We start from the raw sequence: 18327 nt of genomic DNA on the forward strand, positions 1-18327 counted from the left end.
GATGACCCCGCCCGCAAATCAGGTCCATGTGATCGGCGCCGGCCCCGCCGGGCTGATGGCCGCCGAATGGCTGGCCCAGGCCGGTCTTCGGGTGGTCGTCCACGAGCGGACGCCGTCGGTCGCGCGAAAACTCCTGATGGCCGGGCGGGGCGGGCTGAACCTGACCCATTCCGAACCCCTGGAGGCGTTCGTCGGGCGCTACGGCGACGCTCGAACCACCGTGGCCGGCTGGCTGGACGTCTTTTCGCCCGCCGATCTGGTCGCCTGGGTCCAGGGCTTGGGCCAGCCCGCCTTCGTCGGCTCCAGCGGGCGCGTCTTCCCCAAGGCGATGAAGGCCTCACCCCTGCTGCGGGCTTGGCTGACGCGACTGGAAGGGCTGGGGGTCGAGATGCGCACCCGCTCGCGCTGGATCGGCTGGCGCGACGGGGCGCTGGCGTTCGACACCCCCGACGGCGAGCGGCTGGAAAGGCCGGCCGCCGCGGTCCTGGCCCTGGGCGGCGCCAGCTGGCCGCGTCTGGGATCTGACGGCGCCTGGATGGCCTGGCTGGATGCGCCGACGACGCCGTTCCGCCCTGCCAATGCTGGCTTCGACGTCGCCTGGTCGCCCCGGTTCCGCGATCGGTTCGCCGGCCGGCCGCTGAAGGGGATCGCCGTAACGCACGCAGACCGGACCGTGCGGGGCGAGGCGATGATCGCCCTCTATGGCCTCGAAGGCGGCGCGATCTACGCCCTGTCGGCGTCTCTTCGCGAGGCGGTGGCGGCGGAGGGCAAGGCCGAGATCCGCATCGACCTGAAGCCCGACATGGCGGCCGGGCGGCTGACCGAACGGTTGTCGAAACCGCGCGGCAAAGCCAGCCTGTCCAATCATCTGCGTAAGGCCGTCGGGCTGGACCCGGCGGCCGTCGCCCTGTTGCATGAGGCCGGCCCCCTGCCGTCGTCGCCGCGCGCCCTGGCCGAACGGGTCAAGGCCTCGCCGCTGAATCTGACGGGGATGCAAGGCCTGGAGCGGGCCATATCCTCGGCGGGCGGGGTCCGGCTGGACGGCGTGGACGACCGGCTGATGCTGCGCGGCCGGCCGGGCGTCTTCGTCGCCGGCGAGATGCTGGACTGGGAGGCGCCGACGGGCGGCTATCTGCTTCAGGCCAGCTTCGCCTCGGGGGTGGTCGCGGCGGCCGGGGTGATCGCCTGGCTCGACAGATAAGGCCGAGGCGGGCAGGGTCGGCCCATCCCAGCAGGAGTTTTCCGATGCGCCTCGCCTACGCCGCCGTTTCCGCCCTGGCCCTGACGACGGCCTGCGCGCCCGCCCTGGCCCAGCCGGCGACCGTCATCGACCCGGCGCGGATGAATGAAGCGGTGCGGGTGCTGGCGTCGGACGAATTCGAAGGCCGCGCCCCCGCCTCGCCCGGCGAGGAGAAAACGGTCGCCTGGCTGGTCGAACAGTTCCGCGCAGCGGGCGCCCAGGGCGGCGGACCCGACGGCGCCTTCGTCCAGATCGCCCATCTGTCGCGCACGCGCCAGGACGGTCCCGCCAGCGTCGCCGCCCATGTGGGCGGCCGCACCATCGCCCTGGAACGCGGCCCGGATGTGCTGGTCTCCAGCGATCGGCCCGTGACCCGCATCACCGTGACCGACGCGCCCGCGGTGTTCGTCGGCTATGGGGCGACCGCGCCCGAGCGACAGTGGGACGATTTCAAGGGCGTGGACGTGCGCGGCAAGATCGTCGTCGTCTTGGTCAACGACCCCGATTTCGAAGCGCCCGAGGGCGATCCTGTCGCGGGGCGGTTCGACGGGCAGGCCATGACCTTCTACGGCCGCTGGACCTACAAATTCCAGGAAGCGGGCAGGCGGGGCGCAGCGGGCGTGCTGGTGGTGCACGAGACGGAGGGGGCCGGATACGGCTGGTCGACGCTGCAGAACTCGTCCGCCGCGCCCAAGTTCGATATCGTGCGCGCCGATCCCGACGCCGAACGCGCGCCTTTCCAGGGGTGGATTCAACAGGCGAAGGCGCAAGAGTTGTTCGCCGCCGCCGGCCTGGATTTTGCCGCCTTGAAGGCCAGCGCCCGCCGCGCCGACTTCCGCCCCGTCGCCCTGCCCGGCCTGACGATGAGCGTCGATTTCGGCCAGATCGCCGACCGGGTCGAGACCAAGAACGTCATCGCCCGCATTCCGGGCGCCGAACGGCCGAACGAGACCGTGATGTACGGCGCCCACTGGGACGGCTACGGCGTCGGCACGCCGAACGCCCAGGGCGACAATATCTATAACGCCGCCGTGGACAATGCGACCGGCGTCGCGGCCCTGCTTGAGCTGGCCCGCGCCTTCGCCGAAGGCCCGCGTCCGAAACGGTCGGTCCTCTTCGCCGCCTGGTCGGGCGAAGAGGCGGGCCTCCTGGGCTCGACCTATTACGCCGCCAATCCGGTCTGGCCGCTGGAGACCACGGTCGCCGACATCAATGTCGACAGTCTGTTGCCGGGGACCGAGATCGATCCCAACGTGGTCGTCATCGGCAAGGGCAAGAATCAGCTGGACGACGTCCTGGCGCGTCATGCGGCCCAGGCGGGCCGCGCCCTGATCGCCGACCCGGCGCCCCAGGCCGGGGCCTTCTATCGTTCCGACCACTTCCCCCTGGCCCTGAAGGGCGTGCCCGCCCTGTTCCCGGCGGCGGGCTTCACCGGCGCCAGCGCCGCCAGTCGCGACTATGTGCGGAACCGCTATCATCAGCCTACAGATGAATGGGATGAAACCTGGCGCATGGATGCGGCGGCGGCCGACGTGGCCCTGATCTACGCCGTCGGTCGAGAACTGGCCGACAGCGAACAGTGGCCGGAATGGAACGCAGGCGCGGAGTTCGGACCGGCGCGGGATGCGTCGAAGACCGCGCGGCGCTGAAATCCCCAAGGTCGTCGCTCGGGCGTCGAAGGACGAACCCGGGACGATCTTACAGTTCCAGTTGAAGTTCCGGCGCAGCGGCGGTGGTCGCGGCGCCCAGCGGCAGGTGCAGGATGAAGGCGGCGCCCTTGCCCGGCTCGCTCTCGACCTCGGCCCAGCCGCCGTGCAGTTCGACCAGCGCCTTGACCAGGGCCAGGCCCACGCCCGGGCCGCCCCGCTCGCGCCGCACGAAGCGGTCGAAGACGTGGGCCTGCAGATGATAGGGGATGCCGCGCCCGGTGTCGGACACGGTCAGGCGGATTTCGCTCGGCCCGGTTTCGGCCTTCAGCACCACCGCCCCGCCGTCGGAAACCGCCCGGGCGGCGTTTTCCAGCAGGTGATCCAAGGCCTGACCGATGCGGTGCTGGTCCGCGCGGATCGGCTTCAGATCGTTCGGACAGACGATGCCGAGGGTCGCGCCACGCCCTTCAATCCGTGCACGGACTTTTTCACCGGCCTCGACCAGTAAATCGCGGACGCGCAGGTCGCCCAGCGACAGCTCCATTTCGCCGGCGTCGATCTGGGCCATGTCCAGAACGTCGTCAATGGAACGGGCCAGCTGGCTGGCGGCGACGCGGATGGCGCCCGCGTGCTGGCGGCTGCGCTCGGGCAACTCGCCCATCGTCTCCAGCAGTTCGGAATAGCCGACGATGGTCGTCAGCGGCGTTCGCAACTCATAGGAGACGCTGCCGACGAACTCGCGCTTCAGGGCCTGGCTTTCGGCCAGGGCCTGTTCGCGCTGGACCAGGGCCTGTTCCAGGCCGCGCCGGGCGGTCACGTCGGAAAACGCCACCAGGGTCGCGCCGTCCGGCAAGGGGCGGGTCTGCCAGGCGGCGACGCGGCCGTCGACCGTGCGCCCCTCGCCCGAAATGGCCACGCGGCTTTCGGGATCGGGGTCGGCGACGCGCGCCTTCAGCCCCAGCCAAAGAGCGGGATCGGGCAGCACGGCCTTGCACAGTTCGGCCAGGGCGTCGAAATCAGAGGCCGTGGCGATCCGCTCGGCCGACAGGCTCCAGAAGGTCTCGAACGCCTCGTTGTGCAGCCTCAGCCGTCCGTCCGAGCCGAACACGGCGACCGCGTCGTTCAGCTTGTCCAGGGTCGCGCGCTGGACCTGGATCTGGGCGTTGAAGCGACTGCGCAGCTTGAGCTCGTCGGTGATGTCCGAGAAGATCAGCAGTATGCCGCCCAGCGGGTGGGGCTGGCGGACAACCCGCAGGGTCCGCCCGTCGGGCAGGGACCAGCTGTCGTCGGGCGAGGCCTCGGACGCGCCGTAGAAGTCCAGCTCGTGCGCCTTCCAACCGGCGTAGTCCACCACCTCGGGCAGGCTGCGGCGCTGACGCAGGCGGTCCAGCAATTCGGCGTGGGTCGGGCGTTCGTCCAGCCAGGCCGGGTCGATGTCGAACAGGGTCTGGAAGGCGGTGTTGTGGAAGGCCAGCCGCTTTTGCGGGCCGAAGATGGCCACGGCGTCGGCCAGATGGTTCAGCGTTTCGTCATGCGCCTCGACGTGGCGGCGCAGGGTGTCGCGAGTCTCTTCCGCCTCGGTCACGTCGATGGCGAAGGCGGTGACGGCGCCGCCGCCGGCCGGTTCGGCGATGATCCGCCAGGCGCGTCGGGCGCCGCCGCCGGTGGTCCAGCGGAAACCCTCCTGGCGCACGCCCAGCCGCGCAGCCTCGGCCACCAGGGCGTCGGCGCCGCGATCGAACGACAGCCCGCTCTCGATGGCGGCGTCCAGGCTCTCGGCGTTGATGGCGGTCAGCCATGCGCGGTTGGCCCAGGCCAGCTTGCCCGCGCCGTCCACCACCCAGGTCGGGGTCGGCGAGGCGTCGCCGAGCATGGCCAGGCCGCTTTCGGTCGCATCGGCCCCGGTCAGGGTGATGCGCGAGGCCGGCGACAGGCGCAGCCAGGCCACGCCGCCCGCGACCCGCCCCTCGATCCGCCAGGGTTCGACCGAGTCCAGCGCCGTCAGCCCCTCGAACGCCTGACCCTGATCGACCAAGGCGTCGACAAGGGCGCCGTGGCTTTGTCTCAGATGGGCCAGGACGGCGGCGCCCACGTCGTCGCCTTCCTCGGCCAGCCGCGCCACCAATTCGGCCGAGCCGATGGGGGCGCCGGCCGCCCGGCCGTCGGGCGTCAGGGCCAGGCTGACGTCGTCGAAGGCGCGCAGCATGGCGTCGTGGCGGCCCAGGCTGTCCAGGGCCTCGGCCCGTTCACGCTCGGCCGCGTCGGCGGCCGCTTTCAGCCGCCCGCGCAGCAGCAGGGCCCAGGCGCTGACGGCCATGGCCAGTCCGGCTGCGCCCGCGGTGGCGACATAGGCGATGTCGGCCTCGGCCATTCGTGTCCCTGGAGAGTTTCAGCCCCGATTCGCCAACCATAACGCCAACCGCGCGAAAATGCGGCAGTCTCGTGCTCGCGTCATCGCGCCTCGTTGCGAAGCCGGGCGAGGACGGCGATATCGCAGCGATGACAGACCTGCTCGCCCCCTCGCTCGACGACTTCGCCCGGCTGGCGCGCGAGGCCTTCGACGCCCTGCCCGCCCCCTTCCGCCAGGCGGCGGGCGAGGTGGTGATCCGCATCGACGACTTCGCCGACGAAGCCACCCTGGCCGAAATGGAGATCGAAGACCCGTTCGAACTGACCGGCCTGTATCACGGGGTGGACATCGGCCGGCGCGACAGCCTGGGCCCGGCGGCCGAGCCCTCGCGGGTCTTTCTCTATCGCCGCCCGATTTTGGACGAATGGTGCGAGCGGGGCGACGTGGGGATCGGCGAACTGATCGCCCACGTCCTGATCCACGAGATCGGCCACCACCTGGGACTGACCGACGACGACATCGACGCCATCGAGGACGAAGCGGACTGAGCGTCGGTCAGCGATCCGCCGGATAGGGCGTCGTCACCGCGCCCGAAATCATGCCCGGAACGGCCTCGCCCAGCCCCAGCAGGATGAACTGGATGGCCAGGGCGCACAGGATCAGGCCCAGCACCCTGACCACGATGGCCATGCCCACCTCGCCCAGCAAGCGGCTGAGCGAGCCGGTCAGGGCGAAACAGACGAAGGACACGGCGCAGGCGGCGGCTATGGCGACCAGAGAACCGACCGTTCCGGCATAGCCCAGCTTGGCCGCCTCGCCCGCCTGGATGATGACCGCCGAAATGGCGCCCGGCCCGATCATCAGGGGAATGGCGAAGGGCACGACCAGCCGCTGGAACCGGCGACGCGCATAGCCGCGCACGTCCTTGGCGTCGGTCAGCGCGTCCTTGTCGGCGAACATGGCCAGGAAGTCGCCCCGCGCCATGTCCAGCCCCAGGAACAGCAGCAGGATGCCCCCCGCGATGCGGAAGGCGGCCAGCGAAATGCCGAAGAACTGCAGCAGCCCCAGGCCCGTGAACAGGAAGAAGGCCAGGAAGAGGGTGGCGAAGGCGCAGATCAGGGCCGAGACGGAAATCCGCTGGCGCAGTGTCGCCCCGGCCGTGGCGGCGGCGAAGATGGGCAGATTGCCGATCGGGTCCAGCAGGGCGAACAGGGTCACGAACAGGTTGACACCCAAATCGACTGCGTTCATCGCCTGCCCTCGCCTTCAATCCATCCACGCCGCTCGCCGACGCGCCCCTGGCGTTCGGCATAGCCGCTAAGCGCAAGTCCGTCGATGACCCAGCCCCCTGTTGCGACGCCCAATCGCGCGCCCGACGAACGGATCATCTGCGCCCTGGACGTGCCGACGCCCGCCGAGGCCGCCGCCCTGGTCGAACGGGTCCAGGACGCGGTCGGTTTCTACAAGATCGGACTCCAGCTGTTCGCGGCCGGCGGCATGGGCCTGGCGCACGACCTCAAGGCGCAGGGGCGCAAGGTCTTCCTGGACTGGAAGCTGCACGACATCGGCGCGACGGTGGAGAAGGCGACGGCCAGCCTGGCCGGGTCCGGTTGCGACTTGCTGACCGTCCACGCCCGCCCCCAGGTGATGGCGGCGGCGCGGCGCGGAGCCGAGGGGTCGAGCCTGAAGGTGCTGGGAGTCACCGTCCTGACCAGCCTGACGGCCGAGGATCTGGCCGCCGACGACCACAGCCTGCCGCCGGCCGAACTGGTGGAGTTGCGCGTGCGTCAGGCGCTGGACGCGGGGCTCGACGGCGTCGTCTCCAGCCCGCACGAGGCGGCGCGCGCCCGCGCCCTGGCCGGCGCGGCGGGGCGCGCGGACTTCCTGGTCGTGACGCCCGGCGTGCGGCCGGTCGGCGCGGCCCTGGACGACCAGGCGCGGGCCGCGACGCCGGCGGCCGCCCTTCAGGCCGGCGCGACCCATCTGGTGATCGGCCGGCCGATCACGGCGGCGGCCGATCCGCGTGCGGCGGCCCTGGGCATCGCCCAAGACATCGCCCTGATCTGACACGGACCAGGGCGACGATTCAGCCGGGGCTGCGCGGGACGCTCAGCCGCGTTCGCCAGGCTCCTGGGCGTAGCCGTGGCGGGGCGGCGCCTGGGGCGCGGGCGCTTCCGGCGGCGGCAGGTCGCCGTAATAGCCCGAGGGCGGCGGTGGGGGCGGAGGGGGCGGCGGGGCCGTGTTCACTTCCGGCGGCGCCACATAGACCTGGGCCGGCGCGACGTTGACCGGGGCCGACTGCACATAGACCGGCGACTGATCGACATAGACCGGTCCGCCGACCTCGACCTGGGCGGGGGCGACATTGACCTGGGCCGGGGCGACCTGCACGCGCTGCGGACCGATGTTGATTGGCGCCGCCTGCACATAGACCGGGGCCTGATCGACATAGACGGGCGGGCCGACATCGACCTGGGCCGGGGCCAGGTTTACCTGCGGCGGAGCCACCTGGACACGTTGCGGCCCGATGTTGACCGGCGGCGCCTGCACATAGATGGGCGGCTGTTCGATATAGGTGGGCGGCCCCATCTCGATCTGGGGCGGGGCGATGTTCACCGGCGACGGGGCGACATAGATGCGCTGGGGCGCGACATGGACCGGCGGGGCCTGGAGATAGGCAGGGGCCGGTTGGACGTAACGCTGCTCATAGCGCTGCTCGTAGCGGACGGGCGGGCGGCAGTCGCAATCGGCGGGACGGCCCTGCTGGTACGGACGCCAGCCGATATAGTCCCGACCGAAGCCGTAGACGGGGTAGCCGACCGGAGCGCTGACCGGCGGACGGCCGATCAGGACAGGCGGGGAAGCGATGAAGCCGCCGCCGTATCCCCCGCCGTAATAGCCGTCCGAATAGCCGCCCGATCCCACATAGGTCGCGCCGCCGCCGACATAGCCGCGCTGGAAGCTGGACGAACTGGAATAGGAACGGGCGTTGATGGCGGAATAGCCGGTCGCGCCGGCATAGGCGCCGGCGTTCGCATAGGCGTGCGATCCGCCGTTCACGTTCACATTGACGTTGTGGTTGGCGTTGTAGTTCCCGCCGCCGTAATGGCCGCCGCCGCCGCAGCCGCCGCAACTACCGCCATGGCCGCCTCCATAGCCGCCGCCGTGACCGCCGGGGCCTCCGGCCAGAGCGGGCGCCGCCGAGAGCAGCAGGGCCGCCGACGCGGCGGTGATCATCGACTGTATCGTCACGGGACAGACTCCTCTGAGTTGTCCCGACACTGGCAAGAGCGGCGCCTGTTTCTTAAGCGACGGTTAATGTCCGAGACGCCGCGTCAGAAATCGACGGCGATGCCCTTCTTCTCCCAATCGCCGAACCGGGTCGGTTCCGGGCCTGTCGGGCCGCCGTGCTCGGGGTCGGCATTCGCGGCCTTGGCCTGGGCGCGCCGATCGGCCGCCTCCTGCAGGGCGCGCCGGGCGATCTCGCTCAGCGGACGTTCGGGCGTGGCGTGGGGGACATCCGCATTGAAGGGAGGGCTTTCGGCCGCCGTGCGGCGGTCGCCGTCCGGCGCAGGGGTGGGATGTTCGGTCACAGGGCGGCTCCCTTGAGGCTTCGTGCGCCTTTCCTCAAATAGACGATCAGACCCGTGACGCCAGACGCTGCGGCCGGATCGGGCAGGAACCGCGATGAACCATCTGAAGACCTTCGTCCTGCTGGCCGCGATGACCGCCCTGTTCATGGGCGTCGGTTATCTGATCGGCGGCGCGACCGGCATGGTGATCGCCCTGCTGTTCGCGGGCGCGATGAATCTGTTCAGCTACTGGAACGCCGACAAGATCGTGCTGAAGATGTACCGCGCCCAGCCGGTCGACGAACAGCATCCCAACGCCGTAGTTCGGAACTATGTCGCCGACGTGCGCCAGATGGCGCGCGACGCCGGCCTGCCCCAACCCCGGGTCGCCATCATCCCCAACGACCAGCCCAACGCCTTCGCCACCGGCCGCAACCCCCAGAACGCCGCCGTCTGCGCCACCACCGGCCTCCTGGACATGCTGACGCGCGAGGAGGTTCGCGGGGTGATGGCGCACGAGTTGGCCCATGTGAAGAACCGCGACACCCTGATCATGACGGTGACGGCGACCATCGCGGGGGCCATCGCCGCCCTGGTCAACTTCGCGATGTTCTTCGGCGGCGGCCAGGATCGTGAACGGCCGGGCGGGATCATCGGCACCCTTGCCCTGATGCTGTTGGCGCCGATGGCGGCGGGTCTGGTGCAGATGGCAATCAGCCGGGGCCGCGAATACGAGGCCGACCGCGTCGGCGCCGAGATCGCCGGCGATCCCCAGGCCCTGGCCAGCGCCCTGCAGAAGATCGAGGCCTACGCCAAGCGGATCCACAATCCGACGGCCGAGCGCAATCCGGCCTCGGGGCAACTGTTCATCATCAATCCGCTGGCGGGACGCGGTGCGGACAATCTGTTCTCGACCCATCCCGCGACGGGCAATCGGGTGCGGGCGCTGATGGAGCTGGGCGCCCGGATGGGAATGCAGCCCCGGCCGCAAACGCCAGGCCTGACCCAGCCGCGTCCCGCCGCCGGTTTCGCCGCGACCACGGGCGTCCCCGCCACCCCGGCCGAGCCGCGCGGCCCCTGGGGATAGCGGCCCCTGGGGGTTAGCTGTCGCGCAAAGACGGGTGAGGCCGATCGCCGCGCCGGAAAAGCGTTGCTCGGGGTTTGCACTCGGGTCACGGATCGCATCAGATGCGCTCCTGTTCAGCTTCAGGGGATATCATGTCGCGTCTGCTCGCCTTCGTCTGCGCCTCCGCGCTTCTCGCCACGCCCGTCGCCGCCCAGTCGGTGGACCGCGTCGCCGTCAACGGCATCATCGACCAGGGGCTGAACCACAGCCAGGTGATGCAGACCGCCGCCTATCTGACCGATCGGATCGGCGGACGCATGACCAATTCGCCCCAGATGCGCGAGGCCGAACGCTGGGCGCAGCAGCGGTTCCGCGACTATGGCCTGTCCAATGTGCGGGCCGAGGGTTTCGAGTTCGGACGGGGCTGGTCCATCGTCCGCTCCAGCGCTCGGATGACCGCGCCGCGTCCCCTGGACCTGCGCGCTATTCCCGTGGCCTGGACGCCCGGCACCGATGGACCGATCAGCGCGGGCGTCATCGTGGCGCCCCTGTCCAAGGTCGAGGATTTCGACAAATGGCGCGGCAAGCTGGCGGGCAAGATCGTCATGATCTCCCAGCCGGGCGCGGGGTCGGAGCCGACCGAGCCGGCCTTCCGCCGCTGGACCAGCGCCGAACTGGCCGAACGCAACACCTATAACCAGCCGCAATATTCGCCCGCCGCCATCCGCAAGTCGCTGGAGACGGCCGACTTCGCCGCCAAGCTGGACGCCTTCCTGGTCGAACAGGGCGCCCTGGCCTGGGTGCGGATTTCCCAGCGCGACGGCGGCCTGCTGCACGGCACGGGCTACACCTATCAGGTCGGCGCCACCCCCAAGCTGGCGGGTATGGAGCTGGCGGCCGAGGACTATCGCCGTCTGGCGCGCCTGGCCCTGACCGACGCGCCGCCGACGCTGGAGCTGAACAGCGAGGTTCGGTTCCACGACGAGGACGTCAACGCCTACAATATCCTGGCCGACATTCCCGGCACGGCGCGCGGGACCGAATATGTGATGGCCGGCGCTCACCTGGACAGCTGGGTCGCAGCCGACGGGGCGGTGGACAATGCGGCCGGCAGCGCCGTGGTCTTGGAGGCGGCGCGCATCCTCAAGACCCTGAACGTGCAACCCAAGCGCACCATCCGTTTCGCCCTGTGGAACGGCGAGGAGCAGGGCATTCTGGGCTCGCTGGCCTATGTGGACCGGCACCTGGCGACGCGCGCGCCGTCGAACGACCCGGCGCTGGCGAACCTTCCGAACAACCGCACCTGGCGCAGCCGCTGGCCCATCGAGCCGCGCGCCGGCTATCGCGACCTGGTCGCCTATTTCAACCTGGACAATGGCTCGGGCAAGATCCGAGGCATCAACGCCGAGGGCAATGTCGCCGCCGCCCCGATCTTCCAGGAATGGCTGGCGCCGTTCGCCAGCATGGGGGCGACCACCGTCTCGCTGCGCAATTCGGGCGGCACCGACCATGTCTATATGCAGACCGTCGGCGTGCCGGGATATCAGTTCATCCAGGACCCGCTCGACTATTCCAGCCGCCTGCACCACACCAGCATCGACAGCTACGACCACCTGAAGGCCGACGACCTGCGCCAGGCCGCCGTCATCCTGGCCAGTTTCCTGCTGAACGCCGCCAACCGCGACGAGCCCCTGCCCCGCATGCCGCTTCCGACCGAGCCCACGCCCAGCGACCCGTTCGAATATCCAGCCGACTGATTAGCGCCTGCCTCTCCCATTGGGAGAAGGTTCGAGCGTCCGAGACCCGTCAGGCGATCGGCCTCGCGAAAGGGTGAGGGTCGGACGGTGCGACTTGCCCGAAAACCGACCCTCATCCGCCCCGGCTCCGTCGGGCCACCTTCTCCTATCGGGAGAAGGGCTCAGAACATCAGCCCCGCTCGACGCACAGGGCCACGCCCATGCCGCCGCCGATGCACAGGGTCGCGAGGCCCTTCCTGGCGCCCGAGCGCTTCATCTCGAACAGCAGGGTGGTCAGGATGCGGGCGCCCGAGGCGCCGATGGGGTGGCCGATGGCGATGGCGCCGCCGTTGACGTTGACCTTGGCCGGGTCCAGGCCCAGTTCCTTGACCACGCACAGGCTCTGGGCGGCGAAGGCTTCGTTGGATTCGACCAGGTCGAGGTCGGAGACGCTCCAGCCCGCCTTCTCCAGCGCCTTTGTCGAGGCCGGGATCGGCCCCGTGCCCATGATCGACGGATCGACGCCGGCGGTGGCGTAGGAGGCGATGCGCGCCAGCGGCTCCAGCCCGCGCGCCCTGGCCTCGTCCGCGCTCATCAGAACCAGGGCGGCGGCGCCGTCGTTCAGGCCCGAGGCGTTGGCCGCCGTGACCGACCCGTCCTTGGCGAAGGCCGGACGCAGCTTCTGCATGGCCTCCAAGGTCGCGCCGTGGCGAATGTATTCGTCCTGATCGACCGTGACGTCCGCCTTCTTGCCGGGAATGACGACGGGGACGATCTCCTCGGCGAATTTGCCGGCGGTCTGGGCGGCTTCGGCCTTGTGCTGGCTGGCCAGGGCGAACTGGTCCTGGGCCTCGCGGCTGATCGCCCATTTTTCGGCGATGTTCTCGGCGGTCTGGCCCATGTGATAGCCGTTGAAGGCGTCCCACAGACCGTCCTTGATCATGGTGTCCACGAAGGCCACGTCGCCCATCTTGTGGCCGTTGCGCAGCTGTTGGGCGTGCGGCGCCTGGCTCATGCTTTCCTGTCCGCCCGCGACGACGATCCTGGCGTCGCCCAAGGCGATCTGCTGGGCGGCGATGGCCACGGCGCGCAGGCCCGAGCCGCAGATCTGGTTCAGGCTCCAGGCGGCAGCCTCCTTTCTGACGCCCGCGCCGATGGCCGCCTGGCGCGCCGGTCCCTGACCCGCGGCGGCCTGAAGAACATGACCCAGGATCACCTCGTCCACCGCCTCGCCCGAGACGCCGGCCCGCTCCAGCGCCGCCTTGATGGCGATCTCGCCCAGCTTCGACGCCGGCAAGGAGGCCAGTCCGCCCATAAAGGCGCCGACGGGCGTGCGGGCGGCGGAGACGATGACGACCTCGGTCATGGATTTCACTCTATGCGGAATAAAGATGCGTGGCCGTTCTGCCGCATCGCGAGGCCTCCGTCACCTGCGACGACATGCGCCCGGTCGGATTCAGCCATTCGTCACCCTGTCGGCGCATTGTGGCGGAACGATAAGGGCGGTCTGGAATTGGATTGGCCATGCTGCGCACGTTGAAACGTCTGATCACCCACGTCTGCACCCCGGACGAACTGGACATGATCGACCATTATCCGACCCGGGCCGAGAAGCTGGCGGACCTGTGGGTCCATGTCGTGGGACTGATGCTGGCGGCGGTCGGCGGCATCATCCTGGCGGGACTGGCGGGCGTCTACACCGGCATCGGCGGCGTCCTGGCCACCGCCATCTACGCCCTGTGCCTGGTGGGGATGCTGACGGCTTCGACCATCTACAACTGGACCAATCCCTGCGCGGCGCGGCCGGTGCTGCGGCGGCTCGACGAAGCGGCCATCTTCCTGATGATCGCCGGCAGCTATACGCCCTTCACGACCCAGCGGTTCGAGGGGCTGTGGGCCGTGGGCTTCACCACCCTGATCTGGACCCTGGCCTTCGCGGGCGCCGGGGTGAAGCTGTTCGCGCCGCGCATCTCCGATCGGTTCTGGAGCGGGGTCTATGTCGTATTCGGCTGGCTGGCTGTCGCGGCGCTGAAGCCGATGGTCGAGACGGTGCATCCCGTCGCCCTGGCCCTGCTGGTGATCGGCGGGCTGATCTACACCGCCGGGGTCTTCGTCTTCATCAGCCCCAAGCTCCGATTCCGCCGCGCGATCTGGCATGGGTTCGTCGTCACCGGCGCGACCGTCCACTGGGCCGCCGTGCTGGTGGGCGTGGTCCTGGCGCCCGCCCTGACTCACTGAACGGCGGCGGCGCCCACGGCGGATCGTCGCCCCCTCTGGCGCTTCGCCGCGCAAGGGGGGATAGTGATGCGTTGCAACATCGCGAGAACAAGCGTGGCTGACGAAAAAAACAAGGGCGGAAACAAGAGCGAGGCCGATGCGGTCGTCATCAAGAAGTATGCGAACCGGCGCCTCTACAATACGCGGACCAGCGCCTATGTGACGCTGGAAGACTTGGCGGCCATGGTGCGCGAGGGGGTCGATTTCGTCGTCTATGACGCCAAGACCAACGACGACCTGACCCGCCAGATCCTGACCCAGATCATCTTCGAGGAGGAAAGCCGGGGCGAGGCCCTGCTGCCGGTTCAGTTCCTGCGCCAGCTGATCGGCTTCTACGGCGGCCAGATGCAGGAGGTCCTGCCCTCCTATCTGGAGATGTCCCTGGCCAATTTCGGCCGCCAGCAGGAACAGTTCGCCAGCCAGATGAGCCGCGCCTTCGGAACGGCCGCCGGCGCGACGCTGATGGAGGACGCCGCGCGCGCCAACATCGCCATGTTCGAACGCGCCATGCAGATGTTCCCCGGCTTCGGCTATGCGCGGGCCGAACCTGCCGAAAGCAATGTCGGACCGGCGAAGCCGCCCGAACCTGCCGGACATGCGCCCGACGCCCTGGACGAAATGCGTCGTCAGATGGACGAGATGCGCCGCCAGATCGACAGGCTTGCGGGGGCCAAACCCGAATGACCGACCCTATCGCACCCATCGGCGGACCCGAGCGCATCGACCGGCGCGAGGGCGAACGCCGCGAGCGCGAGCGCCGCGCCCGCCCGCCGTCGCGCGAGCTGGTCGCCCTGGACGCGTCCGAGACGGAAGCCAAGGCGCAGACCCGCCCGGCAAGAGCTGCCGTGCAACCGGCCGCCGAACCGGGAGCGGCCGCCTTCGTCGCCCAGCAGATGGGTCAGGGCGGCCACAAGCGCGGCCTGCGCGGCGGCCCGCCCGTGCTGGACGCGGCCCGCTCCGCCTATCTGGGAGCCGAATATTCCGGCGCGGCCGAACGCCGCCCGGCCGCGGGCAAGACGGCCAAGACCGACATCTGAGGGGCGGCACGGGGTTTGCTGGACCGGGGGCCTGACGCCTCGATACGGACCCGCCCATGCCCGCCGCCCTGAGCCTCGCCGCCAAGATGTTCGACGTCGCCGTCGTCGCCCTGATCTTCACGGCTTTTTCGTAGGCCCGCCGCGCTGCTTGAGGCCGCACCTTTAGGGTTCCATCGACCCCTCGGCCGGTTTCAGGCGCTCACGCCCCGCCGAAATCCAAGTCCTTGCGCGAGGCGACGATGGTGACGATGAAGCCCGCCAGCACGTCCAGCAGGATCATGGTCACGATCAGGAAGAAGGTCGACGTCGCGAAGCCGGGCAGCAGAAGGAACTCGATCAGCACGCCGATGAACAGGATCATCGACAGGGCGTGATTGACGATGGCCACCCGCTGGCTGGAGGTCGATTTCAGCAGTTCGAAGAACAGCAGGATCAGGCCCAGGAACAGGATCAGGTCCCCCGAACCGATGGTCCACTGCGCGCCCGAGGTCATGGTGACGGCGAACAGGGGATCGCGCAGCAAAACGTCCGCCTGGGTCACGCCGCCGTCGCCCGATCCGCCGAACAGCACCACGATATTGTAGAGGACCGCCGGGATCAGCAGCAGCGGAATGGCGATCAACATGGTCGGTCCTTTGCGCCGGCCGCCCCGGGGCCGCGTCGTTCCTTCATCATGAATAGCGCCGTTTGCGACACGCCGCCACAGGGGCGCGTCTGCGAGCGGAGCTTCAGCGCCTGGGGAAGCCGCCCGCGCGGCTGAGCGCCGACGGCGCCGGCCGGCCGATGGCCTGGCCGATCCAGCGCGCCGTCCCGATCATAGCGTCCAGGTCGTAGCCGGTCGAATATCCGCCCCGCTCCAGCATATAGACCAGGTCCTCGGTGGCGATGTTTCCGGTGGCGCCCGGCGCGAAGGGACAGCCGCCGATGCCGCCGACCGAGGCGTCCAGCACGTCGATCCCCGCCTCGATCGCCGCATAGGCGTTGGCCAGGCCGGTGTTGCGGGTGTCGTGGAAATGCAGGCGCAGGGTCGCATTCGGCGCTGCGGCTCGCGCCGCCTCGACCTTCGTCGTCACCGCCCAGGGATCGCCGGCGCCGATGGTGTCCGCCAGGCCGATCTCGTGGACGCCCATCTGCGCGATCGCGCCGACCATGTCGGCGACCTGATCCGCCGAGACCTCGCCGTCGAACGGACAGCCCCAGACGCAGGAGATCATGGCCGACAGCGAGGGCGCGCCCTCGATCGCCTTCGCATTGTCCCGCCGCGCGACGATGCCGCCCAGCATGACCAGCTGATCCTTGACCGCCAGCCCCTGGTTCTTCAGCCCGAAGCCGTTCGTGACGGAAACCGAGACATTGACCTCGTCCACGCCGGCCGCCAGCGCCCGGTCATAACCCTTTCCGTTCAGGACCAGGCCGATGCGGCTGCGCCCCGGCCGATGCGGCAGGGCGGCCATGACGTCTTCGGCCCCGGCCATCTGCGGCACGTATCGGGGGTGGACGAAAGAGACGGCCTCGATGCGTTTGGCGCCCGCCGCCTCCAGCCGCCGCACCAGGTCGGCGCGGACGGCGGGGTCCAGCACGGTCTTTTCGTTCTGCAGACCATCGCGCGGTCCGACCTCGACGACCTGGATGAACCGGCCCATCAGGACGCCCCGTCCACGTTTGCGGTCCCGTTTCTGGGCGGCGGCGCATAGACCGTCAGGCTGACCTCGTCGCCGGCGGAATAGTTGTAGCCGTCGACCACCCCGACCGCCCGGCCGGACACCCCCAGGCGGGCGGCGGCGGCGCGGAAGGCGTCGGCGTCGCGCGCCTCTACGATGGCGGGCCGCCCGTCGGCCAGGGCCTCGGCGGCGCCCTGGGCGTCCGTCAATTCGGTTTCGCGCCCGGTCAGGAAGACGAAGCTGGGCTCATGATAGCCGGTGATGGCCACCGGGCCCGGCGTGCGGCCCTGGCGCGGGTGCAGGTCGGCGGCCTCCAGCGTCCTTTCCAACTGAGGCGCGACGGCCAGGGGACGCAGCTGCCGGATGGTCCCCGCCAGGGCCGCATGGGCCGTGATCCCGAAAGCCAGCGAGGCGACCAGCGCCGCGACCGGGGCGCGGTTCAGCAGCAGGAAGGCGCCCCCCGCCCCGGTCGCCAGCGCCATGACCACCGTCAGCGCCGCCCAGGTCTGGGCCGTCGAGGTGCCATAGGCCGTCAATCCATAGATGGTCACGCCGATCACCAGCACCGCGGCGAACACCGCCAGCACGGCCCCGGAGATGCGCGACGCCTTGCCGATCGGCCGGGCCAGGGCGGCGGCGGCCAGCAGGGCCAGCGCCCCGAACGTCGGCAGGGTGTAGTGCCACAGCTTGGTGGGGGCCAGTTCGAACATCAGCCAGCCGGGAACCAGCCAGCAGACCAGGAAACGTATCGCCGGCTCGGCCCGCCGGCTCCAGCCGGTCGAGACGGCGGCGGGCAACAGCAGGGTCGAGGGAAAGAACAGCAGCGGCGCCAGCAGCACATACATGCCCGGGAACCCCGAATGGCTTTCGTGGGCGCCGGCGATCTTGGGCGCCAGGTCGCCGCCGATGGCCTCGCGCCAGAAGCCTCCGTCGGTCGCGATGGTGATGGCTATGGCCCACGGGCCGACCATCAGGGCGACCAGCGGCAGGCCCCAGCCCCAGCCGAGGCGATACAGCCATCTGACGTTCCGATCCCAGATCGACAGGGCGACGACGGTCAGGGCCACGATCAGGAAACCGATCGGCCCCTTGATCAGGATCGACAGGCCCAGGCCCGCCCAGAACAGAAATTTGTGCAGGCGTTCGGGCCTCTCGCCCGCCCGCGTCGCCATATAGATGCGCGCCAGCGCCGCCATGGCCAGGGTCGTCGCCCCGCACAGCATGGCGTCGGTCTTGGCGATGCCCGCCTCGGTGGACAGGAGGAAGGTCGCCCCCATGATCGCCCCGCCGAAGAAGCCGACGCGGCTTCCCAGCAGGGCCGCCCCGGCCCAGGCCACGGCCCATGCCGCCAGCATGGCCCCCAGCAGGGAGGGGATGCGATAGGGCGCGATCTCGCGATCCTCGACATCCGAGGTCAGGGCCACGGCCGCCGCCTGCATCCAATAGATGCCGACAGGCTTCTTCCAGCGCGGCTCGTCCTGATAGCGGATGTCGACATAGTCGCCGCTCTCCAGCATCTGGGACGTCGCCTGTGCGAAGCGGCTCTCGTCGCGGTCCAGCGGCGGCAGCAGCAACAGCCCGGGCAGGCCGGCGATCAGCGTCAGCAGGGCCGCGAGAACCGGGCCGCGCCAGCCGGCGATGCGGCTATCCAGATCAAAAGTCTTCATTCAAGACTCTTTACACGGCGACCGGGCCGCCGTCAGCCGTCTCCCCTAAGCGTTCGATCTCGTCTATGGAGC

Annotated in this window: 17 protein-coding genes; 9 read left to right on the forward strand and 8 right to left on the reverse strand. The window is 69.8% G+C overall.

Annotation, left to right across the window (positions count from 1 at the left end):
- Window position 1: 1 nt before the first annotated feature.
- A complete protein-coding gene (locus tag AC0L6G_RS10680) occupies window positions 2-1201 on the forward strand; it encodes a TIGR03862 family flavoprotein (protein ID WP_293826942.1) in 1200 nt (399 codons plus the stop codon).
- 44 nt (window positions 1202-1245) lie between these two features.
- The gene (locus AC0L6G_RS10685) at window positions 1246-2889 is read left to right on the forward strand and encodes a M28 family metallopeptidase (protein WP_473252177.1); all 1644 of its coding nucleotides are present in this window, start codon (window positions 1246-1248) and stop codon (window positions 2887-2889) included.
- Between the two features lie 49 nt (window positions 2890-2938).
- Here the strand turns inward: AC0L6G_RS10685 and AC0L6G_RS10690 are convergent, their stop codons facing one another.
- Window positions 2939-5260 carry a sensor histidine kinase gene (locus tag AC0L6G_RS10690; protein ID WP_293826945.1) on the reverse strand — a complete coding sequence of 774 codons (2322 nt, stop codon included), beginning with the start codon at window positions 5258-5260 and terminating at the stop codon, window positions 2939-2941.
- 128 nt (window positions 5261-5388) lie between these two features.
- Here AC0L6G_RS10690 and AC0L6G_RS10695 point away from each other — a divergent pair, with 128 nt between their 5' ends.
- On the forward strand, window positions 5389-5787 hold the full coding sequence (locus AC0L6G_RS10695; RefSeq protein WP_293826946.1) for a metallopeptidase family protein: 399 nt from the start codon (window positions 5389-5391) through the stop codon (window positions 5785-5787).
- Between the two features lie 7 nt (window positions 5788-5794).
- Here the strand turns inward: AC0L6G_RS10695 and AC0L6G_RS10700 are convergent, their stop codons facing one another.
- Window positions 5795-6490, reverse strand: a complete 696-nt coding sequence (locus AC0L6G_RS10700) for a MarC family protein (protein ID WP_293826947.1) — start codon at window positions 6488-6490, stop codon at window positions 5795-5797.
- 84 nt (window positions 6491-6574) lie between these two features.
- Here AC0L6G_RS10700 and pyrF point away from each other — a divergent pair, with 84 nt between their 5' ends.
- Window positions 6575-7306, forward strand: coding sequence for an orotidine-5'-phosphate decarboxylase (pyrF, locus tag AC0L6G_RS10705; RefSeq protein ID WP_473252178.1), 732 nt, complete (start codon window positions 6575-6577; stop codon window positions 7304-7306).
- Between the two features lie 42 nt (window positions 7307-7348).
- Here the strand turns inward: pyrF and AC0L6G_RS10710 are convergent, their stop codons facing one another.
- Both AC0L6G_RS10710 and AC0L6G_RS10715 read right to left on the reverse strand, forming a co-directional pair.
- A complete protein-coding gene (locus AC0L6G_RS10710; protein WP_473252179.1) occupies window positions 7349-8491 on the reverse strand; it encodes a hypothetical protein in 1143 nt (380 codons plus the stop codon).
- An 83-nt stretch (window positions 8492-8574) separates the two neighbouring features.
- Window positions 8575-8832 (reverse strand): DUF1674 domain-containing protein, encoded by a 258-nt coding sequence (locus AC0L6G_RS10715; protein WP_291537030.1) that lies wholly within the window; start codon window positions 8830-8832, stop codon window positions 8575-8577.
- Between the two features lie 94 nt (window positions 8833-8926).
- On the opposite strand from AC0L6G_RS10715, the gene htpX reads away from it, so the two are divergent.
- Together htpX and AC0L6G_RS10725 are read left to right on the forward strand one after the other, a co-directional pair.
- Window positions 8927-9898 (forward strand): zinc metalloprotease HtpX, encoded by a 972-nt coding sequence (htpX, locus tag AC0L6G_RS10720; protein ID WP_293828026.1) that lies wholly within the window; start codon window positions 8927-8929, stop codon window positions 9896-9898.
- 131 nt (window positions 9899-10029) lie between these two features.
- Window positions 10030-11634 carry a M20/M25/M40 family metallo-hydrolase gene (locus AC0L6G_RS10725; protein WP_293828027.1) on the forward strand — a complete coding sequence of 535 codons (1605 nt, stop codon included), beginning with the start codon at window positions 10030-10032 and terminating at the stop codon, window positions 11632-11634.
- A 169-nt stretch (window positions 11635-11803) separates the two neighbouring features.
- On the opposite strand, the gene AC0L6G_RS10730 is transcribed toward AC0L6G_RS10725, so the two are convergent.
- Entirely contained in the window at window positions 11804-12979 is a 1176-nt protein-coding gene (locus AC0L6G_RS10730; RefSeq protein ID WP_293828029.1) for an acetyl-CoA C-acetyltransferase, read from the reverse strand.
- Between the two features lie 158 nt (window positions 12980-13137).
- Between AC0L6G_RS10730 and trhA the strand changes: the two genes are divergently transcribed.
- From trhA to AC0L6G_RS10745, 3 genes are all read left to right on the forward strand, one after another.
- Window positions 13138-13851: a PAQR family membrane homeostasis protein TrhA gene (gene trhA, locus AC0L6G_RS10735; RefSeq protein WP_293828031.1), complete on the forward strand. Its 714-nt coding sequence runs from the start codon at window positions 13138-13140 to the stop codon at window positions 13849-13851.
- A 93-nt stretch (window positions 13852-13944) separates the two neighbouring features.
- Window positions 13945-14574: a polyhydroxyalkanoate synthesis repressor PhaR gene (gene phaR, locus AC0L6G_RS10740; protein ID WP_293828032.1), complete on the forward strand. Its 630-nt coding sequence runs from the start codon at window positions 13945-13947 to the stop codon at window positions 14572-14574.
- Entirely contained in the window at window positions 14571-14927 is a 357-nt protein-coding gene (locus tag AC0L6G_RS10745) for a hypothetical protein (RefSeq protein ID WP_293828034.1), read from the forward strand. The genes phaR and AC0L6G_RS10745 overlap by 4 nt, the downstream gene beginning before the upstream one ends.
- Window positions 14928-15126: 199 nt before the next feature.
- On the opposite strand, the gene AC0L6G_RS10750 is transcribed toward AC0L6G_RS10745, so the two are convergent.
- The 3 genes from AC0L6G_RS10750 to AC0L6G_RS10760 form a co-directional block, all read right to left on the reverse strand.
- The gene (locus tag AC0L6G_RS10750; RefSeq protein ID WP_293828035.1) at window positions 15127-15552 is read right to left on the reverse strand and encodes a hypothetical protein; all 426 of its coding nucleotides are present in this window, start codon (window positions 15550-15552) and stop codon (window positions 15127-15129) included.
- Window positions 15553-15655: 103 nt separating this feature from the next.
- Window positions 15656-16570, reverse strand: a complete 915-nt coding sequence (locus AC0L6G_RS10755; protein WP_293828036.1) for a hydroxymethylglutaryl-CoA lyase — start codon at window positions 16568-16570, stop codon at window positions 15656-15658.
- Window positions 16570-18255 carry an ArnT family glycosyltransferase gene (locus tag AC0L6G_RS10760; protein WP_293828037.1) on the reverse strand — a complete coding sequence of 562 codons (1686 nt, stop codon included), beginning with the start codon at window positions 18253-18255 and terminating at the stop codon, window positions 16570-16572. The genes AC0L6G_RS10755 and AC0L6G_RS10760 overlap by 1 nt, the downstream gene beginning before the upstream one ends.
- Window positions 18256-18327: the final 72 nt, after the last annotated feature.

This window comes from Brevundimonas sp. D3-1P, assembly GCF_055809335.1.